We start from the raw sequence: 21,076 nt of genomic DNA on the forward strand, positions 1-21,076 counted from the left end.
TTCACCGCGCCTGGGGCGATGCGGGGTACACGAGTGCGGTCGCGAGGGCGGCGAGGCCCTCGGCGCGGCCGGTGAGGCCGAGTCCGTCCGTGGTGGTGCCGGAGACGGAGACGGGGGCGCCCGCCGCCTCGCTCAGCGCCTTCTGGGCCTCGTCGCGCCGCTTGCCGATCTTGGGGCGGACGCCGACGACCTGCACGGCGATGTTCCCGATCTCGTACCCCTCGGCGCGGACGATCCGGGCGGCCTCGGCGAGCAGGGTGACGCCGGAGGCGCCGGACCACTCGGGGCGCGAGGTCCCGAAGTGGGCGCCGAGGTCGCCGATGCCGGCGGCGGAGAAGAGCGCGTCGCAGGCGGCGTGGGCGGCGACGTCACCGTCGGAGTGCCCGGCGAGGCCGTACCCGTCGCTGTCGGAGCCCTCCCAGAGGAGGCCCGCGCACCACAGCTCGCGGCCCTCCTCGAAGGCGTGGACGTCCGTGCCGATGCCGGTGCGGGGGATGAGGGGCGGCTCAGAAGCCATCGTTGGCCCTCCTGCGGGCGAGTACGGCCTCGGCGAGGACGAGGTCGAGGGGGCGGGTCACCTTGAAGGCCTCTTCGTGGCCGGGCACGACGACGACGGGCGCGCCGAGCTTCTCGACCATGCCGGCGTCGTCGGTGGCTCCCTCACCGGTGAGGGCGATGGTGGCGTGGGCGTTGACCAGGGTGTCGCGGTCGAAGCCCTGCGGGGTCTGGACGGCGCGGAGGCGGGCGCGGACCGGGGTGGCGACGACCTGCTCGGGGTCGCCGGGCCGCTCGGCCGGCTCGACCTCCTTGACGGTGTCGGCGACGGGCAGCGCGGGGACGACGGCGACGGCCCCGTCCCGTACGGCCTCGATGACGGCGTCCACGGTCTCGACGGGGACCAGGGGGCGGGCCGCGTCGTGGACGAGGACGGTGGCGATGCCCTCGGGGAGCGCCTGGAGGCCGAGGTGGACGGACTCCTGGCGGGTCTCGCCGCCGGGGACGACGAGGTAGTCGGTCCGCTCGGGCAGGGCGTGGGCGTCGAGGAGGTTCTTGACCTCGGCGGCCCCGCCCGCGCTGTCGGGGGGTGCGACCACGACGACGAGCGAGACCGCGCGGGAGGCGGCCATCGCGCGGACGGCGTGGATGAGCATGGGTGTGCCGTTCAGCGCGCGGAGCGCCTTGGGGGCGCCCGGGCCGAGGCGTACGCCCCGCCCTGCGGCCGGGATCACCACGGCGGTACGACGGGGACGCGCTTCGTCTGTCATCGGTTGCACTCCGGCAGGTTTGTTTCCGCGGCCGACATGGGTATGGCCTCACCGTGCCGGACGCTCCGCCTTGACCGGGCCCTTTCCGTGACGACGGTCGAGGCGCGGCCGCGTCGGCACAGGGGCTCGGACGTAGAGAAGTTCAGGGGGTGCGGGTTACTGCAGCGGTGCGGTCACATGGACGAGTCGCATACGTATGCGGACATGCCGCAGCGCCCGGCGACAGCACTGTGTGGATCACAGTACGCCAGCGGGCACCGCGGCATAGCTCACTGCTTCGCTACTTCACGTGCTTCACCGCGGAGTCGCGGCTCAGGACGCGAGGACCTCGTCGAGGAGAGCCTCGGCCTTGTCCTCGTTCGTGTTCTCCGCGAGGGCCAGCTCGCTCACCAGGATCTGCCGAGCCTTGGCGAGCATGCGCTTCTCACCTGCGGAAAGTCCGCGCTCGCGCTCACGACGCCACAGGTCGCGCACCACTTCGGCGACCTTGATGACATCGCCGGAGGCGAGCTTCTCGAGATTTGCCTTGTAGCGACGGGACCAGTTCGTGGGCTCTTCGGCGTACGGCGCACGCAGCACCTCGAAGACCCGGTCCAGCCCGTCCTGACCGACCACGTCGCGAACACCGACGAACTCCGCATTGTCCGCCGGCACACGAACCGTCAGGTCGCCCTGCGCGACCTTGAGCACCAAGTAGGTCTTGTCCACGCCTTTGATCTGGCGAGTTTCGATGGCCTCGATCAGCGCGGCCCCGTGATGGGGATAGACCACGGTGTCGCCAACCTTGAACGTCATGTGACAGGTACCCCTTCCGTGGCTATCCAGGGTAACACGGATTCGGCTTCTTCTGAATGGCGTTTTCGCAGGTCAGGGCATATCTCGGGGCTTGACAACGGCGACACGGACGTGCTGCGGAGGGCTTCCGGAAGGCGGTATTCGCAGGTCGGAGCGGCTACGTGGACGGAGAGAAACGCGCACGTTACACATACCCGGAGGTCCCCCAAGAAGGGGTGATGTCCCGTTTTGTCCGGCTCGGAGTGGCCTTCTTCACCTGCTCCGTTCGAGGATCGCCCACCCGTACGGAGGCATGTGGGGGTGATTCCCGAAATTGATCAGTGGACATCAAGTGACGTCGGTGCGGGATTTTCCGCGGGAGCGGCTGCGGGGAATGCGGGGACGTCTCCGAATTGATCAAGGCGGTTATGTGAACAACAGGTCAATGGGTCGTGATCCAGCCACATGGGCGCGTACGCGACGAGCGCGCCGCCCGGCCGGCGGCGAGCCGCGGGAGGGCTGCCGCGGGCGCCCCCGGCGGCGCCCCCGGGGGCGGGTCTGACCGGTTAGGGGCGGGTCGGGTGCGGGACGCGGAGTGAGGCTCGGTAACCTAAGCGCGCTGACACACCCTTAGCTGTTCATTGGTTTCCACGCCCGTCCGTACGTCCTAGGAGATGCCGCCGCCGTGAGCCGCAGCCTTCGACGCGGCGCCCTCGCCGCCACCGCCCTCGTGTTCTCCGTCGCCGCGCTGTCCGCCTGTGGTGCGGGCAACGACGCGCAGACGCTGGAAGTGCGTCCGGACAACGCCGCCGTCACGGTGGACGACGTCAAGGTCCAGAACGCGCTGGTCATCACCCAGCCCCTGCCCGGCGCCAAGGGCCCGGCCGCCGTCTCGGCCACCGTCTTCAACAACGGCCGCCTGCCGCAGACCCTCGACTCGATCAGCCTGCCGGGCATGCGCGCCACGGTGACGCTGAAGGCCGCCGAGGGCACGGGCCCGATCGTCGTCCCGGCCCAGGGCTCCGTCACCATCGGCGGCGAGGGCAACGCCTCCGCCGTGATCGAGAACGGCTCCGAGGCCGCCCGCGACGGCGACGCGCAGAAGGTCGTCTTCAAGCTGAGCAGGACCGGCGACGTCGCCCTGAACGCCTTCGTCGTCCCGGCGAAGAGCTACTTCAAGGACTACGGCCCGACCGTCGTCCCGGCCCTCCCGGAGGCGGCGCCGACCGCGACGCCGTCCTCCTCCGCGTCGCCCTCGGGCGAGGCCTCGCACGGCGCGGAGCACGGCGCCGAGACCCCGGCGTCGGGCGAGCCGACGACCGCCGGCCACTGAGGCACACCGGCACACGCCGAAGGGGCGCCCCCGGACGGGGGCGCCCCTTCGGCGTGTGTACGACGGTCGTCCACGGCTCGAACCTGTGGCCCAGGGCCCGCACCGTCACCGGATACCGCGGCGCACCCGGGTCCGGCTCGAACCCCACCCGCAACGCGCCCCTCGCACCGCGGGGCCCCAGGGGGCCCCACGGGCTTCGGCACGCTGTGCCGGACTCCGCCCGGCGTCCTGGCCCCGGCCGGCCTACGGCTCGAACTTGTAGCCCAGACCCCGCACCGTCACCAGATACCGCGGCGCACCCGGGTCCGGCTCGATCTTGGCGCGGAGGCGCTTCACGTGGACGTCGAGGGTCTTGGTGTCGCCGACGTAGTCCGCGCCCCACACCCGGTCGATGAGCTGCATGCGGGTCAGCACGCGGCCCGCGTTGCGCAGCAGCATCTCCAGGAGGTCGAACTCCTTCAGCGGCAGGTCGACCTTGCCGCCGGAGACCGTCACCACGTGGCGGTCGACGTCCATGCGGACCGGGCCGGCCTCCAGGGCCGCCGGGGTGACCTCCTCCGGCTCGCCGCGGCGGCGCAGCACCGCGCGGATGCGGGCGACCAGCTCGCGCGAGGAGAAGGGCTTGGTCACGTAGTCGTCGGCTCCTATCTCCAGGCCGACGACCTTGTCGATCTCGCTGTCCTTGGCGGTCACCATGATCACCGGGACGTTCGAGCGGCCGCGCAGCTGGCGGCACACCTCGGTGCCGGGCAGGCCCGGAAGCATCAGGTCGAGGAGGACGAGGTCGGCTCCGTTGCGCTCGAACTCGTCGAGGCCGTCGGGCCCGGTCGCCGCGACGGCGACCTCGAAGCCCTCCTTGCGGAGCATGTACGACAGGGCGTCGCTGAAGGATTCCTCATCCTCGACGACGAGCACTCGGGTCATGGAAGGACCTCCGGGGCGGGAAGCGGTTCGGTCATGAGATCGGGGGTGGGAGAAGAGGCGGACCGGCGGTCCCGTACGGCGCCCGCCTCGGGCAGCCGCAGGGTGAAGGTGGAGCCCTGACCCTCGGTGCTCCAGACGGTGACCTCCCCGCCGTGGGAGGCGGCCACGTGCTTGACGATGGCCAGGCCGAGCCCCGTACCGCCGGTGGCACGGGAGCGGGCCGGGTCGACGCGGTAGAAGCGCTCGAAGATCCGCTCGCGGTCCTTCTCCGAGATGCCTATGCCCTGGTCGGTCACGGCGATCTCGATCAGGTCCCCGCCGGGCGCCGACACGTGACGGGCGGCGATGCCCACCCTCGTACGGGCCGGCGAGTAGTTGACGGCGTTCTCGACGAGGTTGCCGAGGGCCGCGGCGAGCTGGCCCCGGCTGCCCCACACGTAGAGGCCGGCGGCGCCGCCGGAGACCATGCTGATCTGCTTGGTGGAGGCGGGCTGCCGGGAGCGGTCGATCGCCTCGGCGACGAGCTCGTCCACGGACACCGGCTCGGAGTCCTCCAGCGGGTCGTCGTTCTGCACGCGGGAGAGGTCGATGAGCTCCTGTACGAGGTTGGTCAGGCGGGTCGCCTCGATCTGCATCCGGCCGGCGAAGCGGGTGACCGCCTCGGGGTCGTCGGAGGCGTCCATGACCGCCTCGGAGAGCAGGGAGAGCGCGCCGACGGGAGTCTTGAGCTCATGGCTCACGTTGGCGACGAAGTCACGACGCACCGCTTCGATACGGCGGGCCTCGGTGAGGTCTTCGACCAGGAGCAGCACGAGCCGCGAGCCCAGCGGGGCGACCCGGGCGGAGACGGCGAGGGCCTCCCCGCGTCCGTTGCCTCGCCGGGCCAGGTCCAGCTCCACCTGCCGTATCTCGCCGTCGCGGCGGGTGTCACGGGCCATGTTGAGCATGGGCTCGACGGCCAGTTTGCCGCCGCGGACCAGGCCGAGCGCGTACGCCGCCGAGCTGGCCTTCACCACGGAGTCGCTCTCGTCGAGGACGACCGCGGAGGAGCGCAGCACGGACAGCACGGTGTCGACGCCGGGCGGGAGCACGGCATCGGTGTGCAGGGAGGAGCGGGTGGGGCGCGCGTGGTCACGCTCGCTCCAGCGGAACGCCAGCATGGCGATCACGCCGGTGCACACGCCGGCGATCGCTGCCAATGCGGCGACCGCCGCGTTCACGTCCATGTCTCCAAGGTTATGCGGGGTCACGGACACTCTCCCAGCCGTCCGAGCGGCTGCTCGAACAGTCGTCGCCCAGAGTTCACCGAGGGGATGCGGGTGGTTCATTTGCCCCGGCGACCGGGGTGGCGCGCGTCGCCCAGAGTTCACCTGGGGGAAAGTACTGATTCACATCAGGGGGTGGAACCGGACGCACAGGGGGTCGAACGTGGGAGCGTGGGGGTCCGAAGCCCCACCCGGACCCCGGAGTTTTGCGGAGAGAGGGACATCCATGCGGGACGCGTACCACGAGGAACTGGACTCGATCGGCGAGGGCCTGGTCGAGATGGCCCGGCTCGTCGGGTCGGCGATCGGGCGCGCCACGACGGCGATGCTCGACGCGGATCTCAAGCTCGCGGAGAGCGTGATCGCGGCGGACCAGAAGGTCGACGACCTCCAGCACGACCTGGAGGCGCGGGCGATAGCGCTGCTGGCCCGGCAGCAGCCGGTGGCGACGGACCTGCGGATCGTGGTGACCTCGCTGCGGATGAGCGCCGACCTGGAGCGCTCCGGCGACCTGGCGCAGCACGTGGCGAAGCTGGCGCGGCTGCGGTTCCCGGACACGGCGGTGCCGCGGGACCTGCACGCGACCATCCTGGAGATGGGACAGCTGGCGCAGCGCCTGATGGCGAAGGCGGCGGAGGTCATCATCACGAAGGACGTCGACCTGGCGCTCCAGCTGGAGCAGGACGACGACGAGATGGACCTGCTGCACCGGGCGCTCTTCCAGCACCTGATGGACGACCGCTGGAAGCACGGCATCGAGACGGCCGTGGACGTGACGCTGCTCGGCCGGTACTACGAGCGGTTCGCGGACCACGCGGTGTCGGTGGCGAAGCGCGTCGTGTACCTGGTGACGGGCGAGCACGCGGACGAGCTGCAGACGGCGGACGCGCCGGTGGAGGGCGCGTAGGCGCACGGGCGCCGATGCGCCGTTGATGCGCCGGTCCGAGTGGGCATGCAATGGGGGGAGGCGAAGCGCGCCTCGAAAGGGAGGGACCCCCATGGCCGAATCCCCCATGACGACCGAATCCGGGGCGGAGGCGCCGCGTGAGGCGGTGTTCCTGCCCGTGCTCGGCGCCTGCGGCTGCGGCTCGGGCTGCGGCTGCGGCTGCCAGTCGGGCTCCCCGTGCCAGTGCGGGGGCTGCTCGGGCTGACCGGTGAGGGGGCGGGGCGCGGACACGCGCCCCGCCCCCTGCCCCGTGCCCCTATATGTCGAGTACGCCGACGACCTGGCCGCCGCTGACCTCGCCGGTCGTACGGAACCCCAGCCGCTCGTAGAAGGCGCCGGGCCCGTCCTCGCCGGGCTCCCAGGTCACGTGGAGCCGCCGCTCGCCGCGCCAGCGCAGCTCGTCGCGCACGGCTTCGACGGCGAAGCGCCCGTACCCCTTGCTCTGTGCGTCGGCGGCGATGTTGAGCCGCCAGAGGCCGCTGCGCCGGTCGTCCGGGTCCCGCTCCTCGTTCCACGGGATGTCGAGGAAGGCCATCAGGAAGCCGACGAGCTCGTCGCCGTCGAAGATCAGCCGCGGCCAGGCGTTCTCCCCGAAGGCGTAGGCCTCCGCGAGGGAGCGCGCGACGGGGGCGACGTTGCGCTCCTGATGGGGGTGGACGCGCAGTTCGAGTGCGGCGTCGATGGTGGCGGGGGTGACCTGCTCCAGGCGGAGTGACGTGCTCATGCGGTGGACGGTATCCACGGACCCGCGGTGACCGCGCGCGAATATCGAGAGGAGCGCGCGGTCACGACGATCGGGGGCCCGCAGGGACCGGAAGCCCGACCCCGAGGTCCTAGGGGGTGAAGACCTCTTCGAGACGGTGGATCGCCCCGTCGTCCCCGGTCTCGTACCGGAAGACGAGCCCCGAGTCGGGGTGGGCCTTCACCCAGTCGATCAGCTCCTGCACGCCGATCCGCTGGTTCTCGGTGCTGGTGACGATCGGGTTGGTGGCGGTGACGTACGCGGCCTGGTCGAGGGCCCAGCGGCTCTCCTCGCCGGTGACGACGAACGGCCCCCCGTCGGAGTCGGGCGACCCGCAGCCCCAGGCACCGTGCTGGACGACGAGGTTCACCTTGCCGGTGCTGCCGTCGAGCTCCTCGATCCGGTAGAGGGCGAACTCGTCGGGATCGACGTCGTCGGGCCCGGGCGTCGAGTCGACACAGGCGGGTGCGGGCGCGTCGCTCTTGGGCTTCGGCGCGGGCACGGGCTTGGAGGTCTTCGGGGCCTTCGGGGAGGCCGGCTTCTTCACGGTCGGGGCGGCGGTCGGCGCGTCGGTGGGAGCGGCGGTCGGCGTGCCGCCCCCACCCGAGCCGGCCGGTCCGGGAGCGGCGGTGCTCACGGTGGGCGCGCTCGGCGCGGCTCCACCGGCGGCGGCGCCGCCCTGCTGGCATCCGGTGAGCACGACGGCCAGCGCACCGGCGGCGAGTGCGAGGACGGCGGGTCTGAGACGGTCGGCGTTCACAGGGAGGTCCCCTCTTCCACGGGCGACACCCACACGGCCACCCCCTTGGCCGGAACGTAGCAACGTCCCGCCCCCGGGCACAGCTCCTCACCCCGCGATGTCACACACCTGGTACGCCCCCAGAACACCCGCAGAACACGACGAACCCCCACCCGCCGAAGACCGGCGAGCGGGGGGCCGACGTGCCCGCGGGGCGTCAGGACCACTTCTGGCCCCGGGCCTTGGCGGGGATCTCGACGACCCGCGTTCTCCTGCTCGGAGGCGGTGGGCTCGTGCGCCTGGTGGTCATCGTCGGTCGTCTGATCCCCTCCCCGCTCGCTCCCCGGGGCTCAACCAAGCAGCTCCAGCCCGTTCCAGCTGCGTTCGCCGCCCGTCGCCCACGCGTCCAGCAGCTGCCGGGCCTCGGTCTCGGGGGCGGCCAGCCAGACGGTCTGTGAGCCGCCGTGTGTCGGCACGCCGGCCTCATCCCAGTCGACCCGCCCCTCGCTGCAGCATGCGCACAGCATGTGGAAGCTGCTCGCCGGCTCGGCACCGAAGTCCTGCGCGAAGAACGAATCCACCAGGGCGTCGACGTCGGATGCATCCGCTGCGTTCACGGTCGCATGCAGCGTCGGCAGCGAAGAGGCCTCGAAGAGCAGCAACTCGTCGAAGACGGCGACCCTCTGGCCGTTGTACGTCCGCTCGCCGGTCGGCTCCCCGTCGTGCACGACGATCTCCCCGAAGCGCCGGCCCTTCGTGGCAGGGACGTTCATCACGCGTCCTCGCGTCGGGCAGAGCCGCTGGATCCAGACCACCTCGCGCTCGCCACCCGTGTCCAGCCGTACGCACGCCGGGCCGAAGGCGCCGTTGATCTCCCCCTCGCCCTCCGGCATCGGGATCCCGAAGCCCTCCCAGGCGTCACGGGCGGTCGGCCAGTCACGCTGGATCGTGGCGGCGACCCCCAGGTTCCAGAACGCCGGGTCCTGCTCGCCGCGCGGCGAGCGGGCAGCAGCCTCACGGCCGAGTGCGTAGGCCTTTGCCCAGTTACGCAGAAACTTGTACGCCAGTGCCGCGTCGTACCACCACTCCGCGCTGGGACCCTCGTCCGGATAGTGAGCGAGGACCTGCTCGTACAGCTCGGCGGAACGCAGCCACTCCTCCGCGTCCCACATCTCGCGGGCCCGTTCCAGCAACTGCTTCGCCTCGGACTTCTCCACGCCCCTGCCCCTTCCTCTGACCAGGGAGGGAGTCTCGCACGACGTCGGTGGACCTGCGGTTCGCCTTCGAGTTCGGCATGAGCCGGAGTGCGGGCGCCGGGCGGCCCCGCCCCGCTGACGGCCCACAGGCCGCCCCAGACCACGAAGAAGCCCCCCTCCCAGCGGAGAAACCGCAGGCAGGGGGCTCTTTCGTGGGTAAGGGTTACTTCTTGCCCTGGGTCTGGCGGGCCCGTCTTCCGCCCCTGGTCAGAGAGTCGCGCACCCCAAGTGACCTGCGGTCGAGCGGTCGTTGTTGGTCGCTGGTGGTCGTCGCCGGTCGCCGTCGCAGGGCCCAGAGAGGGCCCAGAGAGGACCCGGCTTTGAGGCAGAAGGTGCCTGCTAACGATAGTGGCACTGCTAGCGGCCCAAACGGGTTGTGAGCAGCGCGTTAGCGGATAGCGGCCTCTGACTGCCACTCCGAATCTGTTCGTGAGGCGCGGAGTTGGGGTCAGTCGGCGGGCCGCTATCGCCGGTCATTGAGGAAGCGTAAGAAGGACCGCCCTTTGGGTAGACATCCCTCGGGCGCCTACCGCCCCGTATCAGTCTGCCCGTGGGCGACTGTTGGGTAGTACGTGCCCCCTACCCAGTAGCGCGTCCGAGCAGGAGCCGAGGTGCAGCCGATAGTGTCGTCCCGGTCACGTCCCGGCGCCGCGCACATAAAGGTCCCGGACCCTCGCTGATATGGCCTCGTAGGCAGCCTCTACTGCGCGGCTTTCTTCCTCGAATTCGGCGGTTTGGCGGCCGAGCTCGTCAGCCATGCGGGACATCTCCACGAACCGGGGGCGTGGATCGGCCAGGTACACGCGGCCGACCCTGTCGCTGATGACGTGGACTGCTTTCAGAACTAGCACCCGAACACGGTCGTCGAGGATGAACCCCACCTGGGCCGACAGCGCATCCTCCGCATTCCGCGCCTCATGGAAGGCGGCTTCGTTGCGCCGGCGCACCTCCTCCTCGCCGACCTCTGGCTGCAAGGGCTGGAACTTCGACACGGCGAGATCGTTCTGCCGTTCCCGCAGGACACGCAGTAATTGGCTCACCTCGACAAGGTGTCGCAGCTCGAACTCCTCGCGGCGACGAACCAGTTCTTCCCGAAAGATCGCGTGTCTCTCCGCCCGCTTGCTGCGAGTGTCCACAAACGCGCTTAGGTGCGTCGACGCGATGCCGAGGAGCAGCGCGACGACTACCCACCAGAACGGCGCTCCGTCCATGAAACGAGTCTAGGATCGGTGTCCTCCGTTGGCGCGTCACACCGGCGCGAGGGCGCCCAAGGTGGCGACCCACACCGTCGGCATCCCGAGCCAGGTAGCGCGCCGTGACCTGGCCTCCCGCTGACTAGCACGGAAGAATCCACGAGTCGGCCGCGCGGCGTGGTCCTTTGCCTGACCGCCGGAGCCGTAGCCGGGTTGATCTGAGGGGCCCCGGGCGCCTGCCTCCGCATAAAGATCCGGGAGGGCTTTTCAGATGGGGACGGCGGTGCGCTTCCTCGGCTGCCCCACTCCTGAAAAGCCTCTTCCTCTCGCCCTAGAGAGTTGAGAGAAAACAGCGTCCACAGCGTCCACAACCCTTCCCGTATCGTTCCTGACCTGCGATTTCCGTGTGGACGCTAAACAAAATGTATAGCGTCCGCCAGTATCCGCAGCGTCCGCAAGATCCACTCCCCCTCTGAGAGCGTCACCCAGGTCAGAGCGCTCTTAGAGCAGACCGGCCGTCGGACGCTGCGCACGCTATGCCTCTCCTGTCACGGCACCGCGTACAGACAAGAGGAGCACGCCGCCGCCCGCCCGGGTGCTCCTCTTGTCTGTACGCGGCTACCGCTCTGGGGTACTCGGCCGCCGAGGACGGAGCGCGGGCACTTGTCTTGTCGCTTGTCTTGTCGCTTGTCGCCCCGCAGGTCAGAGCGTCCTGGGCGACGCCAAGACCGGCGATCGGGTGTGTCCGGTCGGGCGACAAGACAAGCGACAAGGCGAGGAGCGCATGCCAGCCCGTCCCCGACGGCGATCGCCGCAGCGCGAGCGGAGCGAGCTGCCAAAGGTCGCGTGCCCGCAGGGCACCCCGTCTTCGTTCTTGCTTCGATCGGAACACCGGGCCTGACAGCAGCCTGACGCCTGACACCGTCACGGGCCCCTGACACCCAAACCCTTAGGACTTGTCCGGTCGATCATGTGATCAGCACTCGCCTTGCTCGTTGGTCCGGGCATGGGGCGGGGTGATCTGACGGATGCCGAGTGGGAACGGCTGCGGCCGTTCCTGCCGGTCAGCAACAGGCGTTGTGGTCGGTGGCGGGACCATCGGCAGGTGATCGACGGGATTCTGCACCGGGTGCGGACCGGGGTGCACTGGCGTGACCTGCCCGAGCGGTTCGGTCCCTGGAAGACGGTCTACGAGCGTCACCGGCTGTGGTCGGCCGACGGGACCTGGGAGCGCCTGCTCCAGCGGGTCCAGGCGGGGGTGCCCGCCCGGCCGGAACGGTCCCGGGGTCAGGGCAGGGTGACCGGTTCGTACAGGAGGTAGTCGGACTGGGGAGTGGTCGGTAGGAGGGTGCTCTGCTCCCAGGTGTCGTCGTGGAAGCCGGGGCAGAGCCACATCCTGTCGCCGAGGCGCCGGAATGCGATGCGGAATCCGGCGGCGAGTCGTAGATCCGAGAACTGGTGGTCCCGCGGGGGGACTGTGCTGTGCGGACCCTTCTGCCAAGCGGGGATCTGGTCGGCGGGCCGGCCGGCGGGGCCGAGGTCGATGACGGTCTGCTCGCAGGTGTCGTCGAGGGTGGCGACCCACAGCCCTCCCTGCGTGCCGTCCCAGGACGTGCTGCCGGTTGCCTCGTCGTACTCGGCGACCAGCGGCTCGCACAGGGCCACGCCGTCACGGGCGGACAGGCGCAGGCCGACCATGACGTACTTCGGGTCGAAGACGATGGGCTGCGCGTAGTAGCGCAGGTACTTGTGCGTCGCTCCGGTGGCGGGGTTCTCCTCCTCACGGGCCGTCATGAAGAAGGGCGCCATGATGGTCTTGCCGTCCGTGAGCTCGGTCACGGTCTGGACCGAGGCGGGGTCGATGCGGCGGCTGCGGGGCACAGGCTTGCCGACGTAGAACTCCACCTGGCTGCGCGCCGGGGTCGCGGTGGGGTCCCACGCGAACGCCATGCCGGCGATCACCTGACGGTTGTCCTTCGTGACGAAGTACCTGGTCTCCGAGGGCGCAATGCTGCCGTAGGACGGGATGCTGTTGGTGATCCAGTCCTTCCTGGTGACTGCGTCGTTCCACTCCGAGACCCCGTAGCCGGACTCCAGGGCCGCGTTGACGCTCTGCGTCTGGAGGAGGAGCCGCTCGTGGAACAGCCGGGCGTAGTCGATCTCGGGCAGGCTGATGGCCTGACGGGCCTTGCTCAGCGCGGCGTAGCCCTTGGCCTGGACGGAGGCGAGCTTGAAGAAATAGCTGGACGCCCCCCGGTAGTCGACCTCCTGCTTGTGTGCCATCAGATGGCAGAAGACCTGCATGAGTGACTTGCCGAGCAGGTTGTCCCCCATGAGGACGCGGTGGAGGCAGTACAGCGAGTACGGCAGACCGCTCACCTCGTCGGTGACCGCCCGCGCCCAGCCGTCGAGTCCGCCGGCGTCCACCTGCAGCACCGGTCCGCCGTCCCGCTGCTCCTCGGAGCCGGTGGGCCGGACGGTGATCGCCATCATCATCTCGATGCAGTAGCCGACCCGGTGCTCGTGCTCGGTGAACATCGAGATGACCGCGTTCCAGTCGACCCGGTCGTGGAGCTCGGCGATCTCCGCCAGCACCTCCTCCAGGAGCTCCTCGATACGGGCGAGCTGCTCCTGGATCTCCGCGAGGGTGTCCGCCAGGCCTGCCATCGCGGAGATCGTCAGAGCGAACCAGCTGTTCATCTCCGTCCACATGCCCTGGACCTGGTTGGAGATGACCTGGAGATTCCGGTTGATCTGCTGCGCCTGCTGGCGCTGCTCGGCCAGGATCCGTTCCAGGAGTTCCCTGGCTTCCTCCTGGCCTTCGCCGATCTGGCCGATCAGGTCCTTGATGTGGTCGATATCGGAGCCGATGCCCTGGAGGCTGTCGTTGATCCCGCCGATGCCCTCCTGGATCTCCTTCTGCTCCTGCAGGATCTGGTCGAGGATCTGCTGGTGGTTGTCGAGAATGTCCTCGATGTCCATGCCTGGTCCACCGCCCGCGATGGAGTCCACCAGGTCGACGAGATCGATGATCGTGCCGATGTGGTCGAGAAACCGACCCTGCCGTTGCCCCCGGCGCAGTGCCAGGCCCGCCGGAGTGGCGAGGAACTCCCGCGCGGTCATGGGCCGCACTGCCGGCGCACTGGTCATCCGTGTTCCCTTTCCGTCCAAGGCGACGCGGCCGGGCGCGCCCGGCCGGAACTCATTCGCTCTCACACTAAGTGTCTCTTTGGTCACGGAGCGGGTTCACCCGCCGAGTCGAGGTCCGGTGCCGTGTCCGGAGCCGTCGGTGGTGGGTCCGGATGAAGGGCGGGGTGCGCCCGCCTGGCGGCGTGAGGGCCTGCCCGGTGGCACCGTCGTCGCGGCCTCCACCGCCACTCGATGTTGGCTGCCCCTGCCGCCGCCGCACCGGTTGCTGCCCATCCGGCGGGGGAGACGGTCGCCACGCTGAGCGGCGCGGTGGACGCGCTGCCGGTCTCGGACGGACATCGTTGGGGGAGATGACCTCTCCCGGAACGCCGTTCACCTGAAGCGACGCTGAGGATGGGCAGAGTTGCCGACACCTCGGCCTCGCTGGAAACGCTGCGGCGTTCTCGCGGCCAGCCGGCCAGACTCCTTGATGCCCGCGCGAGAACGGAATCTCCCGATGGTCCACCTCCTGGCATACCGGCCGTCCGTATCCGTCAGATCACCCCGCCCCATGCCCGGACCAACGAGCAGGCGAGTGCTGATCACATGATCGACCGGACAAGTCCTAGGCGAACGCGGGTGTCACGCACTCTGACACCCGCGTGACACTGCCCTGACACCTGCGAGTGACGCCTCCTGACACCACAGCGCCCCTGCTAGATCTAGCAGCCTTTGCCGCTAGGTCTAGCAGGGGCGCTAGCAGTCGAGTGGGCTCCTGACCTGCGGTCTAGCGTCTAGCACTCGGTTTTCAGCCCAGCCCCCTCGAGCGCTTTCAGCACCGAATCGGGGTCACCGCTGTAGAGGACGTGAGGCTCCGCAGCATCCGGGGGGACGAACCGGGCCCGGTAGCGGGCAAGGTCGTTCTCCGAGAAATAGATCGAGTTCGGATCAGCTTCGTGCTGGGCGTTCCTCTGACTCACTCGCGACCAGAGCTCTTCGTGACTCGCTTCGAGGTAGACCAGCAGCGGCAGGGCGCCGGCGTCCGTGGCGATCGCCATCCACCGGGCGCGGTCGTCGGGGGTCCAGAAGCCGTGGTCGACCACCACGTTGCGGCCGGCCCGGAGGTGGTCACCGAGCTCCACGGCGATCTCTTCGAGCACCGGGCGCTCCAGGGTGGGGAACGTGCCCCGCGGGAAGTCGACGCCGTACACGCCATGCCGGCGGAACATCTCCTCGTCCGGGCACAGCCGGACGAACCCGCGAGCCGTGAGCGCGCGAGAGAGCGTCGTCTTGCCCGACCCCGGAAGCCCCGCCATGAGCACGCAGAAGGGCCCCGTGGCCTGGTCCGCCGTCACTGCGCGAGCTCCGATTCCGTGAGCCACGTCCGACCCGGGCCGCCGAGGTCCACGCCGTACTCCACCACGTGGTCGCCGCTGTCGACGAATTTCGCGGTCATCACGACCACCGGTTCCGCGGGCGGGTTCGCGGGGTCCAGCTCCAGGAGCTGCGCGTCCGCCGGCGTCAGGAGTCGGGCCGACGCCGTGTCGATTCGGCGGGTGATCGGCCGCCCTGTGGCCTGGGCGATGAGCTGGAGGGACGTTCCGCCGGTCAGACGCTCGCTCTCCGCCAGCTGGGGGACGAGCTTCCCGTATTGCACCGGGATCCACGACGTGGAGTGCGCGACGATGCCGTGCCGGTCGCGGTAGACGCGGCTACGGCGGATCACGTCCGCGCCGGGCTCAATGTCGAGCACCTGCGCCACGTCGGCCGGCGCCGGGACCACCGCTGCTTCGTGGGAGTCGGATCGTTCGCCCGCTCCCCAGCTCGACCCGCTGCGGCGGCCCCGATCCTGGCGCTGGGCGCCGGAGGACATGGGGGCGGGGCGGTCGATCACCTCGGTGCCGATGCCGTGGATTCCCCGGACGAGCCCGTCGGTGCGGAGCTTCCGGAGTGCCTTTTCGGCGGTCGCGGTGCTGACGCTCCACTCCTGGGAGAGGGCCTTGATGCTGGGCAGAAGTTCGCCCGGCTGCAGCTTGCCGGACGTGATCAGTTCCTCGTAGTGCGCGGCGATCCGTGCGTACGGCGCCCGATGGCCGGCCTGATCCGACACCACGTCAACTCCCTTACTCATTGGATGCGTTCCCTAGCGTACCGCTTGACACCCTAGGGTGCCCTAGGGAACCTTAGGGATGTGCCCGCCGGTCGGATCGATCGAAGCGGGTACGGCTCCCTGCATGGGGGCTGAGGCATGGAAACGTCCTGGTCAATGACCTAGGACGAAGCAGGGAGCGGCTCCCTACCGCCAAGCAGATAGCCGCTCCCCGACCCACGAAGGGGCAATCCCATGATGCCTGGATCTCTTGCTCTTCGGTTAGCCGATCGCCCGGCCGGCGGTCACGTCGACGTGTTCGGCGGTGCGGACCCGAACGAGCCGGTACGGATCAGCATTCCCGTCACGGCGCACGTGTCGTTCGCGGAGCTGCTGACGCTGCTGGTAACGACCCCGGGCGTATGCCTGGAGTACGCGGACCTGGTCAGTGACGACGTAGTGCGTGACTCGGTGCGGTTCGCGCTGATCACCACGGACCTCCTCTCGCTGGACCAGCGGTCCGAGCGCGTCATGGCCGTCTACCGGGGCGACGCACCCGGGAGCCACGCCCTGCCGCCGCTCGCGTACCTGCGGTGCGTCGGATCCGCGATCACCCGCGTGTTCGGGCTGGAGGCGGCGCTGTGACGATCGCACCCGAAACCCCGCTGAACCTGTCCGCCCCGGTGCCCGCCGAGGGAAACCTGCGGCTGGCGGCGGCCATCGTCGAAGCCGACCTGACCTACGCCGAACTCGCCGAACAGCTCCAGGTCGACCCCAAGACCGTAGAGCGCTGGGTGAACGAGCCCGGACGGCGTCCCTACGCCCGTCACGCCCATGCCGTCGCCCGCGTTCTGGGGACGACCGTGTGGGACCTGTGGCCCGCCATGCGGCCGAAGGAGCTCACGCCGCAGACACCGTCCGTGGTGCTGGTCCCGCCCGTGCTGCTGACGGCCGCCCGGGACGCGCTGAGCCGGGTCGAGAACCTCGACCTCGGCACGGCGAGCCCGACCGCCATGGCCATGCACCTGGGTTCCCTGTCCGCCGCGCTGCGGACCGTGCTCGACCTGGTCGACGTCTCCGGGGTGACCGGGTGAGCCTGCACGCCTCTCCACGGCTCAACGCTGCCCGTCGTCGCAGCCGCAAGGCACAGCTCGCGGCCCGCGACGGCTGGCGGTGCGCCTACTGCTGTCACCTCTTCCGCGACCTGCGGGAGGCGACCATGGACCACGTCGTGCCGATCTCGCTCTACCGGACGTGGTCCGCGAACGCGCTCGTGCTCGCCTGCCAGCCCTGCAATCACATCAAGGCCGACCGACTGTTCCTCTCGCTCGCGCTCCTGCTGGTCTGGTCGACCGACCCCGCGTTCACGGGTGTTCAGCCGACCGACCGGACGTCCCCCGTAACCGACCCGTCGGCCGACTCGGAGTCGAGTCGGTTCGGGCCGGATCAGGTCGACTGGTTGATGCTCGCGCGGATCGTTCACGCCCGTTCAACGGCCGCACGGTCCACCCCTGACCAGGCAAAGCGCCGCGAACCGGCCGAGCGCCATGTGCGGGTCGGTCGACTCGACCACCAGCGGCGTGCGACCCGGATGAACACCTGTGAACAGTCGACCGATCAAGGGGTGAGCGCGTGAACAGCACCACCAAGCCGGTGAACGGAACCGCCCGACCGATCGACCCCGACCGGTCGACCGACCCGGCGCCCGTGAACACCGGGCAGTCGGCCGTGAACACCGGACGAGGGTCCGTGAACACGCGCCCGCCGGTCGACGACGGGGGCAAGAAGCCGTCAGCTGCCGTGCGGCTGGTCGCCCTCGCGCGGGAGCGGTACCGGTTCGTCATGTCGACCGACGGACGGCCCTACGCCGTCGCGATCGACGGCCCGAACATCGCCCTGCCCCTGCGCGGCCGGTCCGGGGTCCGGCAGCGCCTGGCCCGCCTGTACGCGGAGACGTTCGACGGCGACGTGGCCTCGCAGTCCGCGCTGGCGGACGCCATGACCGTGCTGGAGGGCATCGCCGAGTCGGACGACCCGGTACAGGTGAACCTGCGGGTCGGGCACGACGACGCCGGGACGATCGTGGTGGACCTCGGCACCGCCGACGGCCGCGCGGTCACCGTCACCGCCGGCGGGTGGCACGTCGTCGAGCGCTCCCCGGTCCTCTTCCGCCGGTCCGGGGCCATGGCTCCCATGCCCGCGCCGACGCTGGTCGGGGACGGCCTGTCCATGCTCCACAGCCTGCTGAACATGGACGAGTCCGCCTTCCGGCAGCTCGTCACGTGGCTGATCGCCGCGTGGATGCCGACCATCCCCCACCCTGTCCTCACCTTCAAGGGCGAGCAGGGCACCGGGAAGTCCGCCGCCGCGCAGATGATGGTCAACCTGATCGACCCCTCCCCGGCCGCGAAGCGCTCGCAGCCGCGGGACCACAAGGCGTGGGCGACACAGGCGTTCAGCTCCTGGGCGCTGTGCCTGGACAACATCTCCACCCTGCCGCAGTGGCTCTCCGACACCCTGTGCAAGGCGGTCACCGGCGACGGGATCGTCGACCGGGCCCTCTACACCGACGACGACGTCGTGGTCCTCTCCTTCCGCCGCGTGCTGGCCATGACGACCATCGACGCCGGAGCTCTCGCCGGGGACCTGGCCGAGCGGCTGCTGATGCTCGACCTGCAGCTGATCGCCCCGGAGCAGCGGCGTACGGAGGAGGAGTTGGCGACCGCGTTCGAGACGATCCGGCCGGCCGTCCTCGGTTCGCTCTTCGACCTCCTCGCGTCCGTCCTCGCCGTCCTGCCGCACGTGAAGCTGGACTCGCTTCCCCGCATGGCCGACTTCGCCCGCATCCTCGCGGCCGTCGACCAGGTCATGGAGTGGACGACGCTGGACGACTACCTGGCCGCGTCCGCGAACGTCGCCGGGGACGCCCTGGAGGGAGACCCGTTCGGCTCTGCCGTCGCCGCCCTGGTCGAGCAGTGCGGAACGTGGACGGGGACCGCCGCCCAGCTCCTGGAGCACGTCCAGCCCCCCGGCGGCATCCGGCCGCCCACGTGGCCCAAGGACGCCACCCGCGCCGGCGGGAAGGTCAAGCGCCTCGCCCCGCTCCTGCGGTCGATCGGCATCACCGTGGACGACACGCAACGCAGCCGGGACCGGCACCGCCACAAGCTCCTCATCCTGACCCGGACCGACCTCCCACAGGAGACAGCGTCCACACCCCCGGCAGGCTCCCTGTGGCCCGACGTACCCCCGATCGGACAGGGCCACAGGCCCTCTGACCAGTACTGACGATGCCGGACCGGGCCGCAACACCAGCGGCCCGGACACGGCCAGAGCTGCGGACGCTACAGCCGTCCAGTGCCCGCAGCGTCCGCACCAGAGTCCGCAACCCTCACCCCATCCGACCTGCGAAGTCTGATCGGCGCGGACGCTGGGACGCTGCGGACGCTGAAATGCAGCAACTCTCCAGGACGGCCACCGGCACCACTCCCACCCTCCGCGCACCGGACACGAGGAGTCACCCAACCCCATGGCCACCGAGCCGATCGAGACCCTGCGCGCCGGACTCCCGGACCGCTACCTCACCCCCGAGGACATCGCCGTGATGTTCTCCGTCCCCATCGAGACCGTCTACCGCTGGCGCAAGCAGCGCACCGGCCCGCCCGGCTTCCGCGTCGGTCGCCACGTCCGCTACGACCCCGCCGCCGTCCGCACCTGGGTCCAGCACCAGGAAGCCGCCGACACCGCCGCATGACCCGCCGGCCGAGCGGGAGGTAGAGCCCCCCCTCCCGCTACCCGTGACGGCGTCACACCCCCGTCACGCCCCACCGTCACACCCCCGCCGGAGCCACTCAGGTAGAGGGAGCCCTTTACCCCGGTAGAGGGGGCGGTAAGGGCCACTGACCTGCGAGGTAAGGCGGGTAAAGGGGGCCCGTCACGGCCGTGACTCCGCCCGTCACACGCCCGTCACGGGCAGGGAGGCGCCAGGGAGGCAGGGAGAACTCCCTAACCGCCTCCCTGACCCACCTCCCTGCCAGTGACCTGCCCAAATCCCCATCCAGGGAGGCAGGGAGGCAACCTCCCCAGCCGCCCCGAACCCCCTCCACAGCCGCTTCCACGGCACCCCCATGCCTCCCTCCCCGAGGGCAGGCACGCCACCACCCGAGAGGACACAGCCCACATGGCTGGCAGCATCCAAGACCGCTGGTTCAAGACCGAGACCGACGCCAACGGAAAGACCGTCCGCACCAAGACCGCCCGCCACGGCAGCGGCCTGCGCTACCGGGCCCGCTACTTCGCGCCTGACGGCAAGCGGAAGTCCAAGTCCTTCGCCGACGGGCAGAAGCGCCTCGCCGAGCAGTGGCTCAGCAGCATCAGCGCAGATGTGGCCCGGGGCCAGTACATCGACCCGAACGCGGCCCGGACGACCTTCCAGGAGTTCGCGGAGGGGTGGCTGGCGAGCCAGAGCGGCGACCCGAACACCAAGGCGTCGATGACGTCTCAGCTCAAGCTGCACGCCTTCCCGCGTATCGGGGCGCGTCCGCTGGGCTCGTTCCAGCCGAGCCACATCCGCGAGTTCGTGACGCAGCTCGAAGCCTCCGGCATGTCCGGCTCGTACGCCCGCGTCATCTTCTCCAACGTGCGCGCCATCCTGAGCGCGGCCGTCGAGGACGGCTGCCTCCCCCGGAACCCCTGCAACTCGCGCACGGTGACGCTCCCGGAGATGGGCGCGCGGCGGGTGGTCCCCTGGACGCCGGAACGGGTCTTCGCCATGCGGGCGGCCTTGGTCGAGCGGTTCCAGCCCATGGTGGACGTGGGCGCCGGATGCGGTCTCCGGCAGGGCGAGATCCTCGGGCTGTCCGTCGAGGAGCTGGACTTCGAGAACGCAACGCTGCACGTCGTACAGCAGCTCAAGCTGAGCCTGAGTCAGCCGGTGTTCGCCCCGCCGAAGGGCGGCAAGCTGCGTGACGTACCCCTGCCTGACCCGGTGGCGGACGCGCTCAAGGCCCACATGAAGCTCTTCCCGCCGGTCGAGATCACGCTGCCCTGGATGCGCGCCGGCGGTCCGCCGGTGACCAAGCGGCTGCTCTTCACCGGACCGCTGGGCGGGCACGTCTGGCGCACGTCGCTGAACGAGGACCACTGGAAGCCCGCGCTGGCCAAGGTGGGCGTCATTCCCACAGCAAAGAGCCGGGAGCACGCCGCCGCGCGGGAGCACGGCATGCACGCCCTGAGGCACTTCTACGCCTCGGTGCTGCTGGACGCCGGCGAGAGCATCAAGGCCGTCAGCGAGTACCTGGGCCACTCCGACCCGGGGCTCACGCTGAAGGTCTACGCCCACCTGATGCCGAGCAGCCGTGACCGCGCACGGCTTGCCCTCGGCAGGGCCCTGAGGCCGGACGACTCTCCGCGCTGAGGGCC

Annotated in this window: 21 protein-coding genes and 1 pseudogene; 10 read left to right on the forward strand and 12 right to left on the reverse strand. The window is 70.2% G+C overall.

All coding sequences use genetic code 11. The features are described 5' to 3' along the window. Window position 1: 1 nt before the first annotated feature. From ispF to ACFYUZ_RS10680, 3 genes are all read right to left on the reverse strand, one after another. Complete coding sequence (gene ispF / locus ACFYUZ_RS10670) at window positions 2-517, reverse strand: 2-C-methyl-D-erythritol 2,4-cyclodiphosphate synthase (RefSeq protein WP_389307579.1); 516 nt, start codon at window positions 515-517, stop codon at window positions 2-4. Then, entirely contained in the window at window positions 507-1,265 is a 759-nt protein-coding gene (gene ispD, locus ACFYUZ_RS10675; protein ID WP_389307581.1) for a 2-C-methyl-D-erythritol 4-phosphate cytidylyltransferase, read from the reverse strand. The genes ispF and ispD overlap by 11 nt, the downstream gene beginning before the upstream one ends. 312 nt (window positions 1,266-1,577) lie before the next feature. Next, complete coding sequence (locus ACFYUZ_RS10680; protein ID WP_003953493.1) at window positions 1,578-2,060, reverse strand: CarD family transcriptional regulator; 483 nt, start codon at window positions 2,058-2,060, stop codon at window positions 1,578-1,580. A 664-nt stretch (window positions 2,061-2,724) separates the two neighbouring features. Between ACFYUZ_RS10680 and ACFYUZ_RS10685 the strand changes: the two genes are divergently transcribed. After that, window positions 2,725-3,372 carry a DUF461 domain-containing protein gene (locus tag ACFYUZ_RS10685; protein WP_389307583.1) on the forward strand — a complete coding sequence of 216 codons (648 nt, stop codon included), beginning with the start codon at window positions 2,725-2,727 and terminating at the stop codon, window positions 3,370-3,372. Window positions 3,373-3,615: 243 nt separating this feature from the next. Here the strand turns inward: ACFYUZ_RS10685 and ACFYUZ_RS10690 are convergent, their stop codons facing one another. Together ACFYUZ_RS10690 and ACFYUZ_RS10695 are read right to left on the reverse strand one after the other, a co-directional pair. Then, window positions 3,616-4,296 carry a response regulator transcription factor gene (locus tag ACFYUZ_RS10690; RefSeq protein WP_017242433.1) on the reverse strand — a complete coding sequence of 227 codons (681 nt, stop codon included), beginning with the start codon at window positions 4,294-4,296 and terminating at the stop codon, window positions 3,616-3,618. Then, window positions 4,293-5,522, reverse strand: coding sequence for a sensor histidine kinase (locus ACFYUZ_RS10695; protein WP_389307585.1), 1,230 nt, complete (start codon window positions 5,520-5,522; stop codon window positions 4,293-4,295). The genes ACFYUZ_RS10690 and ACFYUZ_RS10695 overlap by 4 nt, the downstream gene beginning before the upstream one ends. A gap of 265 nt (window positions 5,523-5,787) precedes the next feature. Between ACFYUZ_RS10695 and phoU the strand changes: the two genes are divergently transcribed. Continuing rightward, window positions 5,788-6,468, forward strand: a complete 681-nt coding sequence (gene phoU, locus ACFYUZ_RS10700) for a phosphate signaling complex protein PhoU (protein WP_389307587.1) — start codon at window positions 5,788-5,790, stop codon at window positions 6,466-6,468. Between the two features lie 91 nt (window positions 6,469-6,559). After that, window positions 6,560-6,712 carry a hypothetical protein gene (locus ACFYUZ_RS10705; protein ID WP_190107204.1) on the forward strand — a complete coding sequence of 51 codons (153 nt, stop codon included), beginning with the start codon at window positions 6,560-6,562 and terminating at the stop codon, window positions 6,710-6,712. A gap of 51 nt (window positions 6,713-6,763) precedes the next feature. Here ACFYUZ_RS10705 and ACFYUZ_RS10710 read toward each other — a convergent pair whose 3' ends face one another. The 4 genes from ACFYUZ_RS10710 to ACFYUZ_RS10725 form a co-directional block, all read right to left on the reverse strand. Beyond that, complete coding sequence (locus ACFYUZ_RS10710) at window positions 6,764-7,231, reverse strand: GNAT family N-acetyltransferase (RefSeq protein ID WP_389307589.1); 468 nt, start codon at window positions 7,229-7,231, stop codon at window positions 6,764-6,766. A 109-nt stretch (window positions 7,232-7,340) separates the two neighbouring features. Next, window positions 7,341-8,009 carry a hypothetical protein gene (locus ACFYUZ_RS10715; RefSeq protein WP_389307591.1) on the reverse strand — a complete coding sequence of 223 codons (669 nt, stop codon included), beginning with the start codon at window positions 8,007-8,009 and terminating at the stop codon, window positions 7,341-7,343. Window positions 8,010-8,338: 329 nt separating this feature from the next. Continuing rightward, the gene (locus ACFYUZ_RS10720; protein ID WP_389307592.1) at window positions 8,339-9,205 is read right to left on the reverse strand and encodes a tetratricopeptide repeat protein; all 867 of its coding nucleotides are present in this window, start codon (window positions 9,203-9,205) and stop codon (window positions 8,339-8,341) included. Window positions 9,206-9,879: 674 nt separating this feature from the next. After that, window positions 9,880-10,455: a hypothetical protein gene (locus ACFYUZ_RS10725; protein ID WP_389307594.1), complete on the reverse strand. Its 576-nt coding sequence runs from the start codon at window positions 10,453-10,455 to the stop codon at window positions 9,880-9,882. A 988-nt stretch (window positions 10,456-11,443) separates the two neighbouring features. Here ACFYUZ_RS10725 and ACFYUZ_RS10730 point away from each other — a divergent pair. Further along, window positions 11,444-11,692, forward strand: a pseudogene (locus ACFYUZ_RS10730) (transposase); the annotation flags it as partial. A 32-nt stretch (window positions 11,693-11,724) separates the two neighbouring features. On the opposite strand, the gene ACFYUZ_RS10735 reads toward ACFYUZ_RS10730, so the two are convergent. From ACFYUZ_RS10735 to ACFYUZ_RS10745, 3 genes are all read right to left on the reverse strand, one after another. After that, window positions 11,725-13,587 carry a hypothetical protein gene (locus tag ACFYUZ_RS10735; RefSeq protein ID WP_389307596.1) on the reverse strand — a complete coding sequence of 621 codons (1,863 nt, stop codon included), beginning with the start codon at window positions 13,585-13,587 and terminating at the stop codon, window positions 11,725-11,727. A 773-nt stretch (window positions 13,588-14,360) separates the two neighbouring features. Then, window positions 14,361-14,921, reverse strand: a complete 561-nt coding sequence (locus tag ACFYUZ_RS10740; protein ID WP_389307598.1) for an AAA family ATPase — start codon at window positions 14,919-14,921, stop codon at window positions 14,361-14,363. Beyond that, entirely contained in the window at window positions 14,918-15,697 is a 780-nt protein-coding gene (locus ACFYUZ_RS10745) for a GntR family transcriptional regulator (RefSeq protein ID WP_389307599.1), read from the reverse strand. Before ACFYUZ_RS10745 ends, ACFYUZ_RS10740 begins: the two co-directional genes overlap by 4 nt. 273 nt (window positions 15,698-15,970) lie before the next feature. Here ACFYUZ_RS10745 and ACFYUZ_RS10750 point away from each other — a divergent pair, with 273 nt between their 5' ends. The 6 genes from ACFYUZ_RS10750 (at window position 15,971) to ACFYUZ_RS10775 (ending at window position 21,071) form a co-directional block, all read left to right on the forward strand. Further along, complete coding sequence (locus ACFYUZ_RS10750; RefSeq protein ID WP_389307601.1) at window positions 15,971-16,300, forward strand: hypothetical protein; 330 nt, start codon at window positions 15,971-15,973, stop codon at window positions 16,298-16,300. After that, window positions 16,297-16,749, forward strand: coding sequence for a helix-turn-helix domain-containing protein (locus ACFYUZ_RS10755; RefSeq protein ID WP_389307603.1), 453 nt, complete (start codon window positions 16,297-16,299; stop codon window positions 16,747-16,749). The genes ACFYUZ_RS10750 and ACFYUZ_RS10755 overlap by 4 nt, the downstream gene beginning before the upstream one ends. After that, window positions 16,746-17,291 carry an HNH endonuclease gene (locus ACFYUZ_RS10760; protein WP_389307605.1) on the forward strand — a complete coding sequence of 182 codons (546 nt, stop codon included), beginning with the start codon at window positions 16,746-16,748 and terminating at the stop codon, window positions 17,289-17,291. The genes ACFYUZ_RS10755 and ACFYUZ_RS10760 overlap by 4 nt, the downstream gene beginning before the upstream one ends. Continuing rightward, window positions 17,288-18,943, forward strand: a complete 1,656-nt coding sequence (locus tag ACFYUZ_RS10765) for an ATP-binding protein (RefSeq protein ID WP_389307607.1) — start codon at window positions 17,288-17,290, stop codon at window positions 18,941-18,943. Before ACFYUZ_RS10760 ends, ACFYUZ_RS10765 begins: the two co-directional genes overlap by 4 nt. Before the next feature lie 241 nt (window positions 18,944-19,184). Continuing rightward, entirely contained in the window at window positions 19,185-19,409 is a 225-nt protein-coding gene (locus tag ACFYUZ_RS10770) for a helix-turn-helix transcriptional regulator (protein WP_389307609.1), read from the forward strand. 426 nt (window positions 19,410-19,835) lie between these two features. Further along, the gene (locus ACFYUZ_RS10775; protein ID WP_389307610.1) at window positions 19,836-21,071 is read left to right on the forward strand and encodes a tyrosine-type recombinase/integrase; all 1,236 of its coding nucleotides are present in this window, start codon (window positions 19,836-19,838) and stop codon (window positions 21,069-21,071) included. Window positions 21,072-21,076 lie beyond the last annotated feature (5 nt).

It is taken from the genome of Streptomyces sp. NPDC004266 (assembly GCF_042874095.1).
Classification (GTDB): domain Bacteria; phylum Actinomycetota; class Actinomycetes; order Streptomycetales; family Streptomycetaceae; genus Streptomyces.

Bases quoted from the DNA above. Each gene is read 5' to 3' on its own strand.
- ispF (WP_389307579.1), bottom strand. From the start codon at position 517: ATGGCTTCTGAGCCGCCCCTCATCCCCCGCACCGGCATCGGCACGGAC.
- ispD (WP_389307581.1), bottom strand. From the start codon at position 1,265: ATGACAGACGAAGCGCGTCCCCGTCGTACCGCCGTGGTGATCCCGGCC.
- ACFYUZ_RS10680 (WP_003953493.1), bottom strand. From the start codon at position 2,060: ATGACGTTCAAGGTTGGCGACACCGTGGTCTATCCCCATCACGGGGCC.
- ACFYUZ_RS10690 (WP_017242433.1), bottom strand. From the start codon at position 4,296: ATGACCCGAGTGCTCGTCGTCGAGGATGAGGAATCCTTCAGCGACGCC.
- ACFYUZ_RS10695 (WP_389307585.1), bottom strand. From the start codon at position 5,522: ATGGACGTGAACGCGGCGGTCGCCGCATTGGCAGCGATCGCCGGCGTG.
- phoU (WP_389307587.1), top strand. From the start codon at position 5,788: ATGCGGGACGCGTACCACGAGGAACTGGACTCGATCGGCGAGGGCCTG.
- ACFYUZ_RS10705 (WP_190107204.1), top strand. From the start codon at position 6,560: ATGGCCGAATCCCCCATGACGACCGAATCCGGGGCGGAGGCGCCGCGT.
- ACFYUZ_RS10710 (WP_389307589.1), bottom strand. From the start codon at position 7,231: ATGAGCACGTCACTCCGCCTGGAGCAGGTCACCCCCGCCACCATCGAC.
- ACFYUZ_RS10725 (WP_389307594.1), bottom strand. From the start codon at position 10,455: ATGGACGGAGCGCCGTTCTGGTGGGTAGTCGTCGCGCTGCTCCTCGGC.
- ACFYUZ_RS10735 (WP_389307596.1), bottom strand. From the start codon at position 13,587: ATGACCAGTGCGCCGGCAGTGCGGCCCATGACCGCGCGGGAGTTCCTC.
- ACFYUZ_RS10745 (WP_389307599.1), bottom strand. From the start codon at position 15,697: ATGAGTAAGGGAGTTGACGTGGTGTCGGATCAGGCCGGCCATCGGGCG.
- ACFYUZ_RS10770 (WP_389307609.1), top strand. From the start codon at position 19,185: ATGGCCACCGAGCCGATCGAGACCCTGCGCGCCGGACTCCCGGACCGC.
- ACFYUZ_RS10775 (WP_389307610.1), top strand. From the start codon at position 19,836: ATGGCTGGCAGCATCCAAGACCGCTGGTTCAAGACCGAGACCGACGCC.